We start from the raw sequence: 17705 nt of genomic DNA on the forward strand, positions 1-17705 counted from the left end.
ATGAAGAGGCCGGTTTTTCCAGGCCCGTTTAGAAGAGGGCTCCGGCGGCTGGGCGCAGCCGGGCTGGCGGCCGGGACCCTTTGGGCGGTTGTGGTCACCGCCGGAAGCGACAGCGCGTCTGCAGCCTGGGCGGCCCTGCGGGCGGCGTCTCCGCTGGCGGCGCTGAAATGGGAGCTGGGGGACCTGTGGGCGGACGATGACCTCTCCCCCGCCGCGGTGATGACGTTGGGAGAGTCTCCCCTGCTGTTGTCCGCCCGGGCGGCTGTGGCGGAGCTGTGGTCCACCGAGCGGACGGAGGAATCCGGTGCGGACGGCCGGGAGGAGACTGTCACGGAGCCGGTGGAGGAGACGCCGCTGGAGACCACGGGAGAGACGGACAACGGCGTTCCGGCCAGAACACTGGTGCCTACGGACCCCAGCGGCTATACGGTCTGCGGCCGGTCCTACATCTCCAACAGCACGGACCACGCCCTCACCGTCACGGAGCTGTCGGAGCCCTTTGACGCCCGGCTCGCCGATGGGGAGCCTCAGATTCTGATCCTCCACACCCACGGCAGCGAGGCCTACACCCCACCCCCGGGCACGGACATCGTCTGGTCCGGCAACTACCGCACTACGGACTCCCGCTACAACGTGGTGGGGGTGGGAGACGAGATGGCGGAGGTGTTCACCGCCGCCGGGATCTCCGTCCTCCATGACCGGACACTGTACGACTACTCGTCGTACAACGACGCCTATAACAACGCCCTGGCGGCCATTGAGACCTATCTGGCGGAATACCCCTCCATCCGCTTCATCCTGGATGTCCACCGGGACGCCATCGGCGACGCGGAGGGCAATCAGTACAAGGTGATCTCGGAGATCGACGGGGTGGGCACCTCCGCCCAGATGACTCTGGTGATGGGCAGCGACGGCAGCGGCCTGGCTCATGAGCACTGGATGGAGAATCTGAAACTGGCGGTGGCCCTTCAGGACAATATCTTGCAAAGCTATCCCACCCTGATGCGGCCGATCCTGCTGCGGAATTCCCGCTATAACCAGCACGCCACCACCGGCTCCTTGCTGGTAGAGGTAGGGGCCGCCGGCAACTCTCCGGAGGAGGCCGCCCTGGCGGGCCGCCTGTTCGCCCAGCAGATGGCGGACTATCTCATTGATCTGGGCAAGTGACAGAGGCGGTCCTGCGGAGAGCAGGCCATCCGGCCCCGGTCCGACGGCAAAAGCCCCGTCCGTTCGGACGGGGCTTTTTGCTTTGAAGGCTCAGGACTCCTCCGCCAGGGGGAAGGACACCACAGCGGTGAACAAGTCCGCCAGCGTCTCCACGTGGAAATCTCCGCCGCAGGCCTCGGTAAAGGAGCTGGCGATGGAAAGGCCCAAGCCGCTGCCGCCATCGGTACGGCTGGCGTCGCCCCGGACGAACCGGGCCGTCAGGTCCACGCCTGTGGGCAGCTCCTCCCGGGAGGTGTTGCGCAGGCTGGCCTCCGCCCTGCCCACCTCGGTCTTTAAGGAGAGGTAGACCCGGCTTCCCGCCAGGGCATATTTCAGGGCGTTGTCGATGAGGTTCTGAAACACCCGGTACAGCCGCCGGCCGTCAGCCGTGATCATCACCGGTATCTCCGGCAGCTCCATCCGGAAGGTCAGCCCGCTTTGGGAGATGGGCCCCTCCAGGTCCGCCAGGGTCTGCCGCAGGAGCTTGGCAAAATCCAGCCGCTCCAAGTGGACCGGCAGCTGGCCGGAGGCGGCCTTGCTGACCTCGAACACATCCTGGACCATCACTGCCAGCCGTCGGGCCTTCTCGTCGATGATCCGGGCGTAGTCCGCTGCGGCCCCCTCCAGGGGCTCCTGCCGCAGCAGTTCCGCATAGGAGAGCACAGAGGTCAGGGGCGTTTTCAGGTCGTGGGACACGTTGGAGATCAGCTCTACCTTCATCCGTTCGCTGCGGGTCTGCTCTGCCAGGGCCCGGTGCAGGCCCGCCTGGATGTCGTTCAGCTGCTCCGCGGTCTGATGCAGGTCTGCGTCCGCCGGCAGGTCCAGGGGCGTTTCCAGATCCCCGTCCCGGATGGCCGTCACTTGGTCCGCCAGCAGGCCGATATCCCGGACCAGGGTCCAGTCCCGCCGGATCCAGAAGATTTCCAGGCCCCCTATCAGCGCAAAGGCGGGAACAAAAACGCAGATCACAGTCAGAAAAGAGTTCCAAAGCATTTCATACACAGGGACACAGCAGAGAACAGCTGTAAGCATAATGGCCCACAGTGCAAGGTTCCGCACCAGAGACCGCCGCCGGAGCCGCTTCTGCACCGGCAGCTTCAAGTCTCTTGCCAAGAATGCGTTTTTCAGCCCCCTCAACAGACTCCGCCGCTGCTCCCTTTCCGTGTTTTTCCGGGTGATGTGCCGCAGCCACAGCGCCCACACCAGCGCCAGCAGCGCCGGGGCATTGGCGGGCAGCAGCGCCGCCAGCCGCAGGGCGTCCGTCACGGTCGGACCCACCCAGCCGTAATACCAGAATTCAAAGGGAGAGTAGCCGCCGAATCCTGTGGAGAACACCATGGAGAGGACTGCCAGGGCAGCCGCCAGCCACCAGATCTCCCCGGGCACGCGGCGAGTGAGAGCGGCCAGCTTTTTCTCCGCCTTCCGCCGTTCCGCCCGCAGGAGACGGGTACTCACCAGATACGCAATGCCGAGCACACACAGCACTGCCCGCAGCAGGTAGAACTTCTGCATCCCCTGGATGCGCTGATACAGGCTGTAGAGATCGTTAGCGGGGCGGGACGCCCCGCCGCTGTTCGGCTGGAGATAAGGCACCGGCTCCTCCCGGACGGCCATGTAGACGGTCACATCCGCCGCGTCCTCCCCGGCCGTGAAATTCTCATAGCCGGGGACGTCCCACAGGGAATCCTCTGTAAAAAATCCATCGCCGTAAACGTCCACTGGCTCTCCATCCTTGGTGATGGTGACTGTACCGTTCTGGAAGGTCAGCAGAAAGTTGTAGCCCTCCGGCACGGCCCAGCTGGAGGAGAGGATCATATTCGCTGGAGCATTGCTGTAATAGGAGTCCTCCCCCGATCCCTGGACCCGGTAGAGGAGATTCTTGTCCTCTGCATAGGAGGCGTCTGGCGCCTCCTCTTTCGGGGTTGCTATATCTTCTGTGGCAGTGTCCGTGGATCCCCACTCGTACCAGGTGATGCTAGCACTGGACACGACGTAGGTATCCCCGGAAGCAGTATCCCACCACTCCAGGTCGCTGCCAGTGGCCATAGCCAGAAAGGCCCGCAGCCGTTGGGCCACCTCCTGCCGGAAGGCTGGGGTCTCCTGCCAGTCTGTACTCCACCATCCGCTGCCGAAGGAGCCGCTGTCGACCCCGCTGGCCAGGCGGCCCGCCGTCTGTCCCAGGCTCCCCAGCACCAGGCTCACGCCCAGTACCAGGGCCGCCAGTCCGGCCGCCGCCCGCAGCCTGCCGCAGGTCTTTCCGGAGACGCGGACCTTCGCCACGCCCGGGGCGTCCTCCACCCCCTTCAGAGCCTCCCGGACCTCCCCGGCCACAAGTTGTTCCAGACCTTCGTCAGGTCCCGTGCTGTTCCATTTTGTATCCAATGCCCCACACCACCTTGATGTAATCTGGCTCCTTGGGATTGAGCTCGATTTTTTCCCGAATGCGCCGGATGTGGACCATCACCGTGTTTTCGCAGGCGTAGGCCGCCTCCCCGTCCCACACCCGGCGGTAGATCTCCTCCGCCGGGAAGATGCGGCCGGGGTTACGCATCAGCAGGTCCACGATCTTTGTCTCCGTGGCGGTGAGCTTCACCGCTTCCCCATCCGCCCGCAGTTCCCGGCGGTCCGGGTCGTAGGTGAGGCGCCCGTTGACGATGAGGCCCTGCCGCTCCTCCGCGTGGACGTCCCCCAGCAGGGTGTACCGCCGCAGCTGGCTCCGGACTCTGGCCGCCAGCTCCTGGGGGTTGAAGGGCTTGGTCACATAGTCGTCCGCCCCCATGGAGAGGCCCAGGATCTTGTCCGTGTCCTCACTTTTGGCGGAGAGGACGATCACCGGCAGGTTCCGCTTTTCCCGGATCCGCAGCAGAGCGGACAGCCCGTCCAGCTTGGGCATCATCACGTCGATGAGGATCAGCCGCACCGCCGGGTCCAGGGCCAGATCCAGAGCCTCCATGCCGTCATAGGCCCGCAGGACCCGGTAGCCCTCCCGCTCCAGGGTGATGGCGATGGCCCCCACGATCTCCGGATCGTCGTCTACCACCAGAATGCACGCGTTCATCTCGATCCCTCCTTGAGCTGATTGTAGCATACCAGGGAATTCTTACAAACACCCGGAGAAATTTCTTACAGATTTCTTACGGTTTCAAGCGGCACAAAAAAAGGGCCCTCCCGGGAAGGAAAGCCCTTCTTTTCAATGGCTCACTTTTTCAGCGGCATGGAGAAGAGGAACCGGGTGGAGGCCTGGTCGCTCTCGGCCTTCAGAGTTCCCTTGTGCTCCGTCGCAATGGAGGCGGCGATGGGCAGCCCCAGGCCGAAGCCGGACTGCTCCCCCCGGGAGGCGTCCGCCCGGTAGAATCGCTCGAACAGGCGGCCCAGCTGGTCCGGTGGGATGGGATCGCCGGGGTTGGATACCAGCAGACGGGCCTGCCGGTCTGTGCGCCGCAGGGTCAGGCTGATGGTACCCCCCGCCTGCCCATACTTGATGGCGTTGTCCAGCAGGACGCCGATCAGCTGGCGCAGTTTGTCGGCGTCGCCGGTGACGGTCACGTCGGGGGTGATGTCGCTCTCCAGGGGCTTTCCCGCCTCAAAGGCCACCGGCTCAAAGGCCAGTACGCAGTCCGTGGCCAGGTCGGAGAGCGAGACCTCCCCCATCACCGCCGTGGGAACCGCATTGTCCGCCCGGGCCAGGGTCAGCATCTCCTCCACCAGGGACTTCATCTGTCCGGCCTCGGAGCGGATGTTGTCCGCCCACCGGGCCGGGCGGTCCTCCAGCGGCGCCGCCTCCAGCAGTTCCGCATTGGAGAGGATCACGGTCAGCGGCGTCTTCAGCTCGTGAGAGGCGTCGGAAAGGAACTGCCGCTGCTGCTGCCAGGCTTTTGCCACCGGGCGGGTGGCCCACCGGGCCAGCAGGATGGAGACGCCCAGAAGCAGCAGCAGCGCCGCCAGACCGATTTGCAGATAGGAGCCCATGATCTCCTGCAATGTGGCCTGCTCCATGGACATGTCCACAAAGGCGATGCGCTCGTATAGTCCATAGTCCCGGCGCAGATACCGCAGGCCGTAGCTGTGGATAGTGCCCTCGGGCCGGTTCTGCTGGAGACAGTCGGTAAGAATGGTCTGCAGCTCCTGTGTGTCCTGCAGATTGGAATAGGTCCCGCCTGTGACAAAGGCCTCGTAGATTCCGCTGCGGTCCCAGAGATTCACCGTGAAATAGGGCAGCAGAACGTCTTCCCCGCCCCGGTTGAGCCCCAGATCCGGCCGGCCGCTGGGAGTGTCGTCCTCCATGACCCGCTGGAGCACCTGATGGCTGATGACCTCGATGTTCTGCTTGGCGGAGAAAAACACAGCCGTGAATACCACGCCCAGTACCGCGGTCACCAGAATCATGCACATGGCCACGAATTTGATCTGCAATTTTCGGATCATGGGAGGATCGCCCCCTTCCTGTCGAAAACTCTGTGGAAAAGTGGAAAAATGTGGACTTTGTGGAAAACTACGCCTCCTCAGGCGCTTCCAGGCAGTAGCCCACCATGCGGATCGTGCGGATCTTCACCTGGGAGTGGAGATGGTCCAGCTTCTTCCGCAGGAAGGAGATGTAGACCTCCACATTGTTGTCCTCTGCGTCGGACTCATAGCCCCAGACCTTCAGCAGCAGCTTCTCCTTGGTGATGACCAGCTTCTGGTTCAGCATCAGCATCTCCATCATGTCGAACTCCTTCCGGCTGAGCCGCACGGAGCGCTCGCCGCAGGAGAGGGTGAAGGAGGTCTTCTCCAGCCGCAGGTCTCCGTATTTCAGGGCATCAGTCTGCCGCAGCTCCGGCTGGCGGCGGGTCAGGGCCCGGATGCAGGCCAGCAGCTCCTTGGGCTCAAAGGGCTTGGTGAGATAGTAGTCCGCACCGGAGTCCAGCCCGTTCACCCGGTCCGTCAGCTCGGACCGGGCCGTGAGCATCAGCACCGGCGTGGTGCTGCCCTCCGCCCGCAGGCGGCGCAGCACGGTGAAGCCGTCCAGCTTGGGCAGCATCACGTCCAGCAGGATCACGTCATAAATGGAGGTCAGGGCGTTGTCCAGCCCCGCCTCGCCGTCGTGGCAGACGTCCACCGTATAGCCGTTCAGCTCCAACAGGTCCTGGAGGGTGGCGGCCAGGCGGACCTCATCCTCCACCACCAGTACGCGCATGAAATCACCTCCGTTTGCAGGATCGCGCGCCGTTTCTGCCGGCAGCGCCACACAGGGGGGAGCCCGGGGGCTCCCCCCTGGTCAGATGAGACGGATGGGAAACGAGATCGAGTTTATTCGCCCGTGGCGTCCGCCGCAGTCAGGCCATTCTCCGCCACAGAGAGAATGGTGTCCACCGAAGCGGTGTCCATCTGGTAGATGGTGGAATCCCCCTCCATGCGGACGTAGTAGCCGGTCTGGTCCAGGTTCTCGCTGCCGAAGGTCAGGGTCAGCGTCCCCTCGGTACCGGTGTCGTTCAGGTAGAGAATGGTAACCGTGGCCTGGGGTGCATCAAAGCCGCACAGGGCAGCGGCCTCGTCTGTGGGCTTGTAGTCCACGCATTTGGTGAAGGTCAGCGCCCCCAGCTCCGCCAGCAGAGAGGCGGTGTCCGCGTTGCCGGTGACGTCCTCGCCGCTGGCAGCCCAGGTGACGGTGACCGTCTCCTCCCCGGTCTCCTCGTCGGTGGAGGTCTCCTTGTCGATGGGCCGCAACAGGGTGCTGGCGGCGCCCTCAACGGTGACGGACTGGAGGTTTTCCTCCGTCAGCTGGGGCAGCTCCGGCAGGTCGCACATGTCATAGATGGTCTTGGACATCTCGGTGTACAGGGAGTTGGAGATGATATACACCGGACTCTCCTGTTCGTTCATCAGCATATAGTAGCTGTTGCCGTCCGTAGTGGTGTTGCCCAGGGAGATGGTTAGCGTCCCGCCGTCCGGCTTGGCTGCGGTCAGGGTGGCGAAGGGTTGGTCCAGGCCATAGGCCTCCAGCGTATCGCCCTCTGTAATGGTCTGCTGGGGTTTGAGGTTGGTGAGAAGGGTCAGGATCGACTGGATGGTGGAGTCGTCCAGGGGAAACTCCGGGTCGTCGGACCAGACCCACTTGCCCGCCTCGTCCAGATGGAAGGACAGCGTGGCGCTGCCGTTGTCATAGGTGAGGGACGAATAGGCGGCCTCCGTCTCCGTGATGACGCTGGCGGCGTCCTGGGCGGCGGCCTCCTCAGCTTCCCGCTGGGCGCTGGACCGCTTGACGGCGGAGACCACCGCCAGCAGGATGCCCAGGCCCACCAGGATCCCCAGCAGGAGAACCAGCGTCTTCTTCTGTGTTCGATTCATGCTTGTATGCTCCTTCGTCACAGTTTCCGGCGGTGCATCCAGCGGACAAAGCCGTAGATCAGCAGCGCCGCGGGGATCACCAGGATAAACAGCAGGCCCCAGATGCCGCCGGTCGTGATGGTATTGGTGGGCGTCAACAGGCTCACCGGCTCCACAGAGATGGCGGATACATCGTCAAAGCCCACAGTGGCGGAGTGGATGAAGAGATCCACGTTGTCAACATTGGTAAAGCTGTTGGTCACATCGGTGTTGATCAGCGTGTCCGCGCCGTAGACCGTCAGCCGGGCGGTGGTGTCCTCGCTGATCTCCTCCGTGGCCACGGCACCCACCACATAGGTCCCCTGGGTCATGTTGTCCGCGTCCAGCACGGCATAGCCGTTCTCCGTGGTGGTTAGGAAGGGCTGGACGGTGATGGTGTCCCGGGTGGGATCCGCCAGGGTGAAGCCCCGGGAGGCATAAAACAGGACCATGGAATCACTTGTGAGGCTGCTGGCCGCATCCACAGAGGTGTCCGCCTGCGCGAAGAACAGATAGGGGTTGTTCTGATAGCCCTGGGAGGTGTCCGCGATCATGCCGTCCGCCACCTGCATTCCATAGGCGGCGCACAGGGCGTTGAAGTTGGGCAGGTCCACCAGCTCACCGGCCATGTTGTAGATCACCTGGCCGCCCTCCGCCAGATAGTTCAGGATCATATCCAGCTCATCGTCCGCCAGATCCTGGTCCGGCTCGTTGAGGATCAGCAGGGAGCAGTCCTCAGGGATGCCGCCGTCGGTGAGCAGGTTCACCCGCTCCACGGACATGTGGAGCCGCGTGAACCGCTCCTTCACGCTGATGGGGACGGCGGTCTCGTTGTGGCCTGTGGTCTCGTACACCATCCGGGTCACGCCGGTGAGCACGCTGTCGATGGCGGAGGTCAGCAGGCTCTCCCCGTCGAAGTCCGTCTCCGTATAGGTGCCGTAATAGTAATACGACATCATATCATACCCGATTATGTCGCTGATGTCAAAGGACTCCTGCCGGCCGGTGGCCTCGCAGGTGACCACGATGGTATCCGCCCCCACACCGTACTGGGACAGGGCGGAGGGATAGACCGTGGGGTCGGTGTATTCCAGGGTCAGGTGGTCGCTGAGATCTGCGTAGATGTCCAGAAAGCGGACGATCCGGGTATCCAGTGTGTCCTTGTCGGTGAGCACGTGGATCACCACGTCATCCTCCAGCCCCGCCAGGTAGTCCTGAGAGGTCTCGCTGATGTTGTAGATCCCGCTGCCCGTCAGGTCGATCTGGGCCCACTGCTCCGGCAGCTGTGCCGCCAGCAGGTTGAACACCAGCACTGCCGCCACGGCCAGGGCCGTCAGTCCGGCGGAGAAGGCGCCCCTGCGGGAGGCGTGGCGCCCCGCGGTCTCCTGCAGGCTGTTTTTCCAATCACGATGTTCCATATTCACACGCCTCCTCTCAGTTCCACCGGCGCTTCTGGATGACCTGGACGGTCAGAAAGACCAGCAGCGCGCTGATGGACAGGTACAGCAGGATCCCGGGAACGTCGAAGACGTGGTCCGTGGAAAAGCTGTCGAAGGCGGAGAGCAGGGAGAACTTGCCCAGCACATCCGGCAGCAGGTTGGCGAAGACGGAGGAGTCCCGCAGGTAGAAGGCGATCAGCACCGCGGCGCCGGCCACCAGCACGCCGGCTGTGACCTTCCAGTTGTTGGACAGGGCGTTGATGAGGAAGCACACCAGGATCAGCACCACGAAGAAGCCCAGCAGAGACCCGACGGCGGTGGAGGGCAGAAAGCCCACCAGGCCGTCCCACAGATACAGCAGGAGCAGCAGGCCGAAGGTGCCCACTGCGGCGATGATCTGGCTCTCCGTCAGAGAGGAGATCAGCATGCCCACGGCGATCTCCACCGCGCCCAGCAGGAAGAAGGCCAGAATGGCGCCGTAGTCCGCCAACAGGAAGGCCGTGCCGTTCAGCGCGATGATGAGGGGGCACAGGCAGGCAATGGCCACCGGCACGGCGAACACCGTCAGCATGGCGAAGTACTTCCCCAGCACCACGGCGGTGACGGATACCGGCGCCGTCAGCAGCAGCTGGTCTGTCTTGGTGTGGCGCTCATCCGCCATGGAGCGCATGGTGAGAATGGGGACCACCACCATGAAAATGAAGAGAGAGGAGCCCAGAGAGAGGGAGAAATAGGGGTATCCCTGAAACAGGTTGTAGGCAAAGAAATAGATGCCGATGAAGACCGTCAGAACCGCCACGAAGATCCAGCCGATCATGGAGTTGAAATAGGAGCTGACCTCCCGCTTATAAATCGCTTTCATCGCCGACCGCCTCCTTTTCCGCAGTTTCCACAGAGGTCTGGAACAGCGCCGCCGCCCGGGCGGCCACCGTATCGTTATCGTCCGTCAGATCCAGGAAGACCTCCTCCAGAGAGGCCGTCCGGGGCCGCAGCTCCAGCAGGGGCAGCCCCGCCTCTGCAAAGGCGAAGAACAGCGCCTCCCGGATGTCCCTCTCCATGTGGATGGCAAATCGGGCTGTGTCCTCCGTCCGCCCCAGCAGGGTCCGGCCGGTGATGCCCGCCACCCGGTCCAGCACGGCCCCCGCCGCCTCCGGCGCGGCCTTTGCCGTCAGTTCCAGGGAGCCTCCGGCGGAGAGCTTCTCCTCCAGGTCCTCCGGGGTGTCGCACACCACAAACCGGCCCTTGCGGATGATGAGGACCCGGTCGCATACCGCCCGGATCTCAGAGAGGATATGGGAGCTGAGGATCACGGTGTGGTCCTTTGCTAGATGCCGAATGAGATCCCGGATCTCCACCACCTGCTTGGGATCCAGGCCCACGGTGGGCTCGTCCAGAATGATAATCTTGGGGAAGCCCAGGATGGCCTGGGCCAGGCCGACCCGCTGGCGGTAGCCCTTGGACAGGTTCCGGATCAGCCGGGCGCTCATATCCTCCAGATGGGTCAGGGCCAGGACCTTCGTCAGCTGGTCCGTCCGCTGCTCCTTGGGGATCTTCTTCAGCTCCGCGCAGAAGCGCAGGTACTCCTCCACCGTCATATCAGGATACAGCGGCGGGATCTCGGGGAGATAGCCGATGCAGGCACGGGCGGCCTCCGGCTCCTCCAGAATATCGTGGCCCTCCACCAGGACCTGTCCCTCCGTGGCCGCCAGATAGCCGGTCATGATATTCATTGTGGTGGATTTTCCGGCGCCGTTCGGCCCCAAGAAGCCGAAGATCTGGCCGTCCTCCACCGTGAAGCTCAGATGGTTCACCGCATAGTGGTCGCCATAACGCTTCACAAGGTTTTTGACCTCGATCACACAAATAACCTCCTTCAGGAATGGAGACGGGCAGGGCCCGCCCCAGTCAGCTTTCACAGTATAAAAAAAGAAACTGAAAACTATCTGAAAGAATGAACAGAACTTCATAAACTGTTCAAACTTTTTAAAGGTTGTTTTTAGATTTTGGGGGTATGATACAGACATCCTCCAAAAAGGATAACTGATCCCCCCTCTCTTTTTTCATTTTTCATTTCCTTTCTCTCTGCGTGCGGCGGAGGGCGTCCATGACCAGGCGTCCTCCGCCGCACGCTGTCTTGCGCGAAAAGGGCGAAAAAGATGGAAAGATCCGGCCGGTCCAGGACTTTCCGCCGACTTGTTCTTGCAAACAGCCGGTGTTTCCGATATAATGATTCCGCAATTCTAAGTAGCCGGGTTCAGAATGCGACTGCCCGGTGAACAATGGAGGAAAAAAGAATGAGAGGCGTACACAGCGCGGTGGATGAGATCCGCCGCAATGTCTTCACCGAAGTGGCCCGCCTGGCCTATGAGGGCGGGGATTTGAAGCGGGTGGACATGATCCCCTACACCATCGTTCCCGGAGAGGTGGCCCGCCACCGCCACGACGTGTTTCTGGAGCGGGCCATTGTCCAGGAGCGGGTGCGGCTGGCCCTTGGCATGAGCCTGCAGCCCGCTGGCGAGCAGACGCCCGTCAGCGCCGGTATCCAGGAGGCGGCCGCGGCCGACGACAAATATTTTGAGGAGCCCCTGGTCAATATCATCTCCTTTGCCTGCAATGCCTGCCCCCCCAAGCAGATCCGGATTACGGACAGCTGCCAGGGCTGCCTGTCCCATCCCTGCATGAATGTGTGCCCCAAGGATGCCATTTATCTGGACAAGGACAAGCATTGCCACATTGACCAGGACAAGTGCATCAAATGCGGCCGGTGCTTCAACCAGTGCCCCTACCACGCCATCAGCAAGATTGAGCGCCCCTGCGCCGCAGCCTGCGGCATGGACGCCATCGAATCCGACGAGCTGGGCCGGGCCAAGATCAACTACGACAAGTGCGTCTCCTGCGGCATGTGCCTGGTGAACTGCCCCTTTGCCGCCATCGCGGACAAGAGCCAGATCTTCCAGGTCATCAACGCCATGAACCGCGGATCCAAGGTCATCGCCTGCGTGGCCCCCGCCTTTGTGGGCCAGTTCGGCAAGGCCGCCACGCCTGCCAAGCTGAAGGCCGCCATGCGGATCCTGGGCTTTGACGATGTGGTGGAGGTGGCCATCGGCGCGGACCTGTGCACCGTGGAGGAGGCCAAGGATTTCCTGGCGGAGGTGCCGGAGAAGCTGCCCTTCATGGGCACCAGCTGCTGCCCCGCCTGGTCCGTCATGGCCAAGAAGCTGTTCCCGGAGTTCAAGGACTGCATCTCCATGGCCCTCACCCCCATGGTGATCACCGCCCGCATGGTGAAGAAGGACCATCCGGATGCCCGGATCTGCTTCATTGGGCCCTGCGCAGCCAAGAAGCTGGAGGCCAACCGGAAATCTGTCCGGTCGGATGTGGACTACGTGCTGACCTTTGAGGAGCTGCAGGGCATGTTCGATGCCAAGAACATCGACTTCACCACCCTGGAGGCGGACCCGGAGGACGGCCTGAACGAGGGCACCTCCATGGGCCGCGGCTTCGCGGTGGGCGGCGGCGTGGCCGCGGCCGTGGTAGAGGCCATCAAGCACATCGACCCCACCCGGGAGGTACAGATCGAGTACGGCGACGGCCTGCGGGAGTGCAAGAAGATGCTGATGATGGCCAAGGCCGGAAAGCGCAACGGCTATCTGCTGGAGGGCATGGGCTGCCCCGGCGGCTGCGTGGCCGGCGCCGGCACCATCACCCCCGTGCGGGAGAGCACCCTGAATGTTGAGAAGTTCAAGAAGGAGGCCGCGGAGGTCAGCAGCACCGCCAGCCCCTATGTGGACCGTCTGAAAGACGTGGAGGAATAACCGCTAAAGCAAGAAAGCGGGCCACCCAAAAGGGTGGCCCGCTTTGTGCGTTTTCCGGAAAAGCTGTGGTTCTGCTTACATTTGGTACAGAAGAACCATCAGCGGCATGGTCCCGATACAGAGAAGCGTGGTGATTACATTAATGGCGCCGGCGTAGTCTCCTTCATGACCGTAAACTTGAGCGATCTGAGTGACGTTAGCCGCCGCAGGGGCACTTGCTGCCAGCAGGCTGATCATCAGGATGGACTGGCCGTCCGGCACCAGGGCCGCAAGGCCAGAGTATTTGAAAATACACAGGACCACCAGCGGCAGGGCGATCAGCCGCAGGAAGGCCACCTTCCAGATGCTGCGGATGCGCAGGACCGCCAGCAGGTTCTGCTCTCCCATGAGCATGCCGGCGACAAACATGCTGAGGGGGCCGATGGTGGAGGCAATGGACTTCATGGTACCGGCGATTACCGTAGGCAGGGGCAGGTTCAGCAGAAACAGCAGCACACCCACAAACACGGAAATGATGTTGACATTCAGGAGAATTTTTTTCAGCGAGACATTCCGGTCACCACTCAGAATAATCCGGCAGTGACTCCACATGGGAAACTGCTGCACCAACTGAAACATGCTGCAATAGATGACCCACTCCGGCCCCAGGACCGCAGTCACCAGGGGGATGATGAGGTTACCGGAATTGGTGTAAATCAGGGAGGCCTGTTCCACCGGCGTCAGACGCAGGGGGCGGTGCAGTAAGGCCGTGGCAATGAAAAACAGAGCGTGGATGCCAATGGCGGCCCCAAGGGAGAGGGCCAGACCCTGAAGCAGCTCCGGCGTACGCTGGAGCTGGAAGGCGTTGATGATGACGCAGGGAGTGACCAGATACAGACAGACTTTGGACAGAACCCGGCTGTCCTCCGGCTTCAGCAGATGCAGGCGGACCAGGAGCCAGCCCAGGACGATACACAGAAAAAGCTGTACGATCTGTTCAAGCAGCATCAATACCATGAAAACGTTCCTCCATCTACACACAGGTGCGAGTTTAATCGTACCACGCCAAAAGAGGAAAAACAACCAGAAAGTTTATATAGCGTAAAAAAACTGGGACTGCAGTAAAAAGGCTCCCCCATCCAGCGGATGGGGGAGCCTTTGTTCAGTCACGGTCTGCCTCAGTCGGTGACGTAGGGCAGCAGGGCGATCTGCCGGGCGCGCTTGATGGCCTCGGTCAGCTGACGCTGATGCATGGCGCAGGTGCCGGTGGTCCGGCGGGGCAGGATCTTGGAACGCTCAGAGACAAAGCGGCGCAGCTTGGCGGCGTCTTTGTAATCGATATACTCGCATTTGTCCGCGCAGAACTGGCAGACCTTGCGGCGCTTGCCGCGGTTGGGGCGAGCGGGTCTCGCTTCACGATCAAAAGCCATGAAATGGTTCCTCCTTTATCAAAAGTCAGAACGGCAGTTCGCCGTCCTCTTCGCCGATCTCGGCGAAATCGGATTGTCCGCCCATCGGTGCGGCGTTGCGGCCGCCCATGGGGGCGCTGTAAGAAGCGGGTGCGCCGCCGAAATCGCCGGCGCCGTCCCGTTTGGAATCCCCGAAGTAGACATTGTCGGCGACGATCTCGGCGCTTCTGCGCTTGCCGCCGTCCTTGTCCGTCCAATCGCGGATCTGCAGCCGGCCCTCCACCACGGCCATGCGGCCCTTGGTGAAGTATTTGCTGACAAACTCCGCGGTGCTGCGCCAGGCCACCACGTCGATAAAATCGGTCTCCTTTTCGCCGCTCTGGGACTTAAAGTCCCGGTCCACAGCCAGGGAGAAGGACGTGACGGCGGTGCCGCTTCCGGTGCGGCGCAGCTCGGGGTCCCGGGTCAGACGACCCATGATGATGATCTTGTTGAGCATATCAATGCCCCCTTACTCGCCCTTGCAGACGATCAGGGAACGCATGATGCCGTCCGTGATCCGCAGAACACGGTCCAGCTCCTTCGGGAAAGAAGGCTCGCTGGTGAAGGTCATCAGGACGTAATAACCCTCGGTCTTGTAGTTGATGGGATAAGCCAGCTTGCGGCTGCCCCACTCTTCCACTTCCACAGCGGAACCATTCTGCTCAGCCAGGGTCTTGAACTTGGCCACCAGCGCGGCGGTGTTCTCCTCACCCTGTGCAGGGTCGATGATATACACGACCTCATAATTGGCAGAAACCTTTGCCATATTTGCACCTCCTTCTGGACAAATGGCCCCCATTCGGGATGGGAGCAAGGATATGCCTGCAGACTGCAAGCCATATTATTATATCGGAATTTCTGGAAATGTCAAGGAATTTTTCTCCCGGCTCTATAGGGGGGCAAATCTTTACACAAGATACTGCTTGACAAATTCCCGCGGGCGGTGTCATAATAAATGCGACAAAAACAGGGGAGCCCTCACGGGCTGAGAGGAAGCGGACCGCTTCGACCCTTTACCTGATGTGGGTAATGCCACCGTAGGAAGTTATGTATGAGCATCCGGCACGGCGGGCACCCTCTCAGGCGCCCGCTGTTTTTTACTTTGAGACGGAAGGGATGTGCATCGGCGAAAACAACATCCGGCGCCCCGGGGACCACCGGGAGCGGGCTGAGGGGGAGCGCCCTGGGCCTGGGCCGGCAAAACAGCGATGGGAAGCCGTGTTCCGGCGTGAGAGGAGGCCAGAAAGCCTCGACCGATTTTCCACAGCAGGCGGATGCCCGCCTGCCGACCTTGCATGGCAAGGGGAAAACGCTGTTTCGCACGCTGTTTTCTCCCTGCAAATTCTGATGGATCAAAGGAGCGATCTCTATGAAAACCAATTCCAAGAAGCTGGCCCTGGCAGGCGTGCTGTGCGCCGTGGCCGTGGTGGGCAGTATGCTTCAGTTTCCCGTATTCGGCAGCCAGTGCGCGCCAGTGCAGCACATGGTCAATGTCATCTGCGCCGTGTTCCTGGGCCCGGGCTACGGCGTGGCCGTGGCCTTCCTGGCCAGCCTGCTGCGCAACATCTTCGGCTTAGGCAGCCTCCTGGCCTTCCCAGGCAGTATGTGCGGCGCCCTGCTGTGCGGCCTGGTCTACTGGAAGACCAGGAATCTGCCCGCGACCCTGGCGGGCGAGGTGTTCGGCACCGGCATCATCGGCGGCCTGCTGTCCTATCCTGTGGCGGTGGCCTTTATGGGCGTAGTGGCCGGCTCCATCGCCTTTTACGCCTATGTGGTGCCCTTCCTGGTCTCCACCGTGGGCGGCTCCATTCTGGCCGGCATCCTGGTATTCACCCTCCAGAAGAGCGGCGCCCTCAAATCCATGCGGGCCGCATTGGAGCATTGATCCCAACTGAGAAAGGGTCCTTCCATGCTTGATTTCACCCGTCTGGACAAAGTCCGCCGCCAGCGGCCCCTGATCCACTGCGTCAGCAATATCGTCACCGCCAACGACTGCGCCAATCTGGCCCTGGCCGTTGGCGCCAGTCCCATGATGGCCCAGGCACCGGAAGAGATGGAAGCCATCTCCGCCGTCAGCGACGCCACGGTGCTGAACACCGGCACCCCGGATGCGGAGAAATTCCGGGCCTGCCGGATCTGCGCCGTCTCCGCCCGTCATCCGGTGGTGCTAGACCCGGTAGGGGTGGGCGCAAGTCCCTGGCGGCTGGGACAGGTCCGGGCGCTGCTGGACCTGTTCACCCCGTCCATCCTGCGAGTGAATCTGGGGGAGGCCCGGGCCCTGCTGGGGTCGGATGGGCAGGAACAAGGGGTGGACAGCCCGCTGCCCGCCAGCCGGGAAGCCCGGAGGGACACCGCCATGGACCTGGCCCGGCGCCGCGGAACGGCGGTGCTGCTCTCCGGTCCGGAGGATCTCATCACCGATGGGGCGCGGGTCTGGTGCGTCACCGGCGGCAGCGGCCGGATGTCTCTCGTCACCGGCACGGGCTGTATGCTGTCGGTGCTGTGCGGTGTGTTCGCCGCCGTGGAGCCGGACGCCGCCGCGGCGGCTGCCCTGGCCTCCGCCTTCTGGAAGATCTGCGCCCGCCGGGCGGAGCACCTGGCCGCAGACCGGGGCAGCGGCAGTTTCCGCACGGCGCTGCTGGACGCCGCCAATACGCTGACGGCATCTGACGCCGCCCGCGAGGCGGAGATCCTGACTCTCTGACAAAGAAGCCCGCCCGGTCCTGACGGACCGGACGGGCCTTCTGTTTTGCGAGGCAGGCGATCACTCCAGCTCCCGGGTCTCAAACATCTCCTCAAAGGAACGGATATAGTAGTCCGCCAGCCCGCGGATCTCCTCCTGGTGTGCCTCCTCGGACGCGTCGTACACCGCCGCCACCCGGAACCCGGCGGCCTTGGCGGTCTGGATGGCGTGGAAGGCGTCCTCAAACACCACCGTGTCCTTCTTGTTGGACTGAAGGCGGCGCATAGCCCGCTCGTAGATCTCGGCGCTCTCCTTTTTGCCGACCCCCACCTCCGCCACAGTGATAAGTCCCCGGAAGTAGTGGTCGATCCCTGCATGGCGGAGGGCTGCTTCCGCCAGAGGGCGGTCCGTGGCAGTGGCCACATACATCCACACGCCCTCCATCTTCAGAAGGGACAGAAACTTGTCCACGCCGGGCTTTGCCTGGACCTCATGCTGATAGAAATCCGCGACCCGGTCCACTACCCGGCCGATCAGCTCCTCCTCCGTCTGGGGGAGGTGGTAGTGCTCCTTGCAGTAGGCGATCCCGTGCCGGAGGGAGAGGGTCTTCAGCATCTCGTCGGTCTCCGGCTCGGGCTCGATGCCAAGGCCCCGCAGGACGCTGGTACCCAGGTCCCGCCAGATAGGCATGGAGTCCAGCAGGGTGCCGTCCATATCAAAAATCGCGCTTTGCAGTCTCATGGGAACTCCTTTCGTCTGTTGCCGATGGTCCCTATTGTACCACCGG

Annotated in this window: 17 protein-coding genes and 1 riboswitch; of the genes, 4 read left to right on the forward strand and 13 right to left on the reverse strand. The window is 62.5% G+C overall.

The window, feature by feature from the left end; translation table 11 throughout:
• A complete protein-coding gene (spoIIP, locus tag DN611_RS00070) occupies positions 1-1167 on the forward strand; it encodes a stage II sporulation protein P (RefSeq protein ID WP_021751991.1) in 1167 nt (388 codons plus the stop codon).
• 90 nt (positions 1168-1257) lie between these two features.
• On the opposite strand, the gene DN611_RS00075 is transcribed toward spoIIP, so the two are convergent.
• From DN611_RS00075 to DN611_RS00110, 8 genes are all read right to left on the reverse strand, one after another.
• On the reverse strand, positions 1258-3588 hold the full coding sequence (locus tag DN611_RS00075) for a sensor histidine kinase (RefSeq protein ID WP_145985036.1): 2331 nt from the start codon (positions 3586-3588) through the stop codon (positions 1258-1260).
• A complete protein-coding gene (locus DN611_RS00080; protein WP_025544704.1) occupies positions 3557-4264 on the reverse strand; it encodes a response regulator transcription factor in 708 nt (235 codons plus the stop codon). Before DN611_RS00080 ends, DN611_RS00075 begins: the two co-directional genes overlap by 32 nt.
• Before the next feature lie 140 nt (positions 4265-4404).
• Positions 4405-5631 carry a sensor histidine kinase gene (locus DN611_RS00085; RefSeq protein WP_021751124.1) on the reverse strand — a complete coding sequence of 409 codons (1227 nt, stop codon included), beginning with the start codon at positions 5629-5631 and terminating at the stop codon, positions 4405-4407.
• A gap of 67 nt (positions 5632-5698) precedes the next feature.
• Complete coding sequence (locus DN611_RS00090) at positions 5699-6382, reverse strand: response regulator transcription factor (protein ID WP_021751123.1); 684 nt, start codon at positions 6380-6382, stop codon at positions 5699-5701.
• Positions 6383-6495: 113 nt separating this feature from the next.
• Entirely contained in the window at positions 6496-7533 is a 1038-nt protein-coding gene (locus DN611_RS00095) for a DUF4340 domain-containing protein (protein WP_119310369.1), read from the reverse strand.
• Positions 7534-7550: 17 nt separating this feature from the next.
• Positions 7551-8969 (reverse strand): Gldg family protein, encoded by a 1419-nt coding sequence (locus tag DN611_RS00100; protein ID WP_025544707.1) that lies wholly within the window; start codon positions 8967-8969, stop codon positions 7551-7553.
• A 16-nt stretch (positions 8970-8985) separates the two neighbouring features.
• Positions 8986-9852 (reverse strand): ABC transporter permease subunit, encoded by an 867-nt coding sequence (locus tag DN611_RS00105; RefSeq protein ID WP_021751120.1) that lies wholly within the window; start codon positions 9850-9852, stop codon positions 8986-8988.
• On the reverse strand, positions 9836-10849 hold the full coding sequence (locus DN611_RS00110) for an ABC transporter ATP-binding protein (protein WP_119310370.1): 1014 nt from the start codon (positions 10847-10849) through the stop codon (positions 9836-9838). Before DN611_RS00110 ends, DN611_RS00105 begins: the two co-directional genes overlap by 17 nt.
• A gap of 435 nt (positions 10850-11284) precedes the next feature.
• Here DN611_RS00110 and DN611_RS00115 point away from each other — a divergent pair, with 435 nt between their 5' ends.
• Positions 11285-12805: a 4Fe-4S dicluster domain-containing protein gene (locus DN611_RS00115; RefSeq protein ID WP_025544710.1), complete on the forward strand. Its 1521-nt coding sequence runs from the start codon at positions 11285-11287 to the stop codon at positions 12803-12805.
• 75 nt (positions 12806-12880) lie between these two features.
• Here DN611_RS00115 and DN611_RS00120 read toward each other — a convergent pair whose 3' ends face one another.
• The 4 genes from DN611_RS00120 to rpsF all read right to left on the reverse strand — a co-directional run bounded on the left by DN611_RS00120 (position 12881) and on the right by rpsF (position 15001).
• The gene (locus tag DN611_RS00120) at positions 12881-13801 is read right to left on the reverse strand and encodes an AEC family transporter (RefSeq protein WP_021751116.1); all 921 of its coding nucleotides are present in this window, start codon (positions 13799-13801) and stop codon (positions 12881-12883) included.
• 161 nt (positions 13802-13962) lie between these two features.
• A complete protein-coding gene (gene rpsR, locus DN611_RS00125; protein WP_021751115.1) occupies positions 13963-14214 on the reverse strand; it encodes a 30S ribosomal protein S18 in 252 nt (83 codons plus the stop codon).
• Between the two features lie 25 nt (positions 14215-14239).
• Positions 14240-14692: a single-stranded DNA-binding protein gene (locus DN611_RS00130; RefSeq protein ID WP_021751114.1), complete on the reverse strand. Its 453-nt coding sequence runs from the start codon at positions 14690-14692 to the stop codon at positions 14240-14242.
• 12 nt (positions 14693-14704) lie between these two features.
• Positions 14705-15001, reverse strand: coding sequence for a 30S ribosomal protein S6 (rpsF, locus tag DN611_RS00135; protein WP_021751113.1), 297 nt, complete (start codon positions 14999-15001; stop codon positions 14705-14707).
• Positions 15002-15193: 192 nt separating this feature from the next.
• Positions 15194-15296: riboswitch (TPP riboswitch) on the forward strand.
• A gap of 308 nt (positions 15297-15604) precedes the next feature.
• Here rpsF and thiW point away from each other — a divergent pair.
• Together thiW and thiM are read left to right on the forward strand one after the other, a co-directional pair.
• Positions 15605-16120, forward strand: coding sequence for an energy coupling factor transporter S component ThiW (thiW, locus tag DN611_RS00140; protein WP_021751036.1), 516 nt, complete (start codon positions 15605-15607; stop codon positions 16118-16120).
• Between the two features lie 24 nt (positions 16121-16144).
• On the forward strand, positions 16145-16939 hold the full coding sequence (gene thiM, locus DN611_RS00145) for a hydroxyethylthiazole kinase (RefSeq protein ID WP_021751037.1): 795 nt from the start codon (positions 16145-16147) through the stop codon (positions 16937-16939).
• Between the two features lie 60 nt (positions 16940-16999).
• Here the strand turns inward: thiM and DN611_RS00150 are convergent, their stop codons facing one another.
• Positions 17000-17659, reverse strand: coding sequence for an HAD family hydrolase (locus DN611_RS00150; protein WP_021751038.1), 660 nt, complete (start codon positions 17657-17659; stop codon positions 17000-17002).
• Positions 17660-17705: the final 46 nt, after the last annotated feature.

The sequence above is a fragment of the Oscillibacter sp. PEA192 genome (assembly GCF_003574015.1).
Lineage (GTDB): Bacteria > Bacillota > Clostridia > Oscillospirales > Oscillospiraceae > Oscillibacter > Oscillibacter welbionis.

Bases quoted from the DNA above. Each gene is read 5' to 3' on its own strand.
- spoIIP (WP_021751991.1), top strand. From the start codon at position 1: ATGAAGAGGCCGGTTTTTCCAGGCCCGTTTAGAAGAGGGCTCCGGCGG.
- DN611_RS00080 (WP_025544704.1), bottom strand. From the start codon at position 4,264: ATGAACGCGTGCATTCTGGTGGTAGACGACGATCCGGAGATCGTGGGG.
- DN611_RS00085 (WP_021751124.1), bottom strand. From the start codon at position 5,631: ATGATCCGAAAATTGCAGATCAAATTCGTGGCCATGTGCATGATTCTG.
- DN611_RS00090 (WP_021751123.1), bottom strand. From the start codon at position 6,382: ATGCGCGTACTGGTGGTGGAGGATGAGGTCCGCCTGGCCGCCACCCTC.
- DN611_RS00095 (WP_119310369.1), bottom strand. From the start codon at position 7,533: ATGAATCGAACACAGAAGAAGACGCTGGTTCTCCTGCTGGGGATCCTG.
- DN611_RS00100 (WP_025544707.1), bottom strand. From the start codon at position 8,969: ATGGAACATCGTGATTGGAAAAACAGCCTGCAGGAGACCGCGGGGCGC.
- DN611_RS00105 (WP_021751120.1), bottom strand. From the start codon at position 9,852: ATGAAAGCGATTTATAAGCGGGAGGTCAGCTCCTATTTCAACTCCATG.
- DN611_RS00115 (WP_025544710.1), top strand. From the start codon at position 11,285: ATGAGAGGCGTACACAGCGCGGTGGATGAGATCCGCCGCAATGTCTTC.
- DN611_RS00120 (WP_021751116.1), bottom strand. From the start codon at position 13,801: ATGGTATTGATGCTGCTTGAACAGATCGTACAGCTTTTTCTGTGTATC.
- rpsR (WP_021751115.1), bottom strand. From the start codon at position 14,214: ATGGCTTTTGATCGTGAAGCGAGACCCGCTCGCCCCAACCGCGGCAAG.
- DN611_RS00130 (WP_021751114.1), bottom strand. From the start codon at position 14,692: ATGCTCAACAAGATCATCATCATGGGTCGTCTGACCCGGGACCCCGAG.
- rpsF (WP_021751113.1), bottom strand. From the start codon at position 15,001: ATGGCAAAGGTTTCTGCCAATTATGAGGTCGTGTATATCATCGACCCT.
- thiW (WP_021751036.1), top strand. From the start codon at position 15,605: ATGAAAACCAATTCCAAGAAGCTGGCCCTGGCAGGCGTGCTGTGCGCC.
- thiM (WP_021751037.1), top strand. From the start codon at position 16,145: ATGCTTGATTTCACCCGTCTGGACAAAGTCCGCCGCCAGCGGCCCCTG.
- DN611_RS00150 (WP_021751038.1), bottom strand. From the start codon at position 17,659: ATGAGACTGCAAAGCGCGATTTTTGATATGGACGGCACCCTGCTGGAC.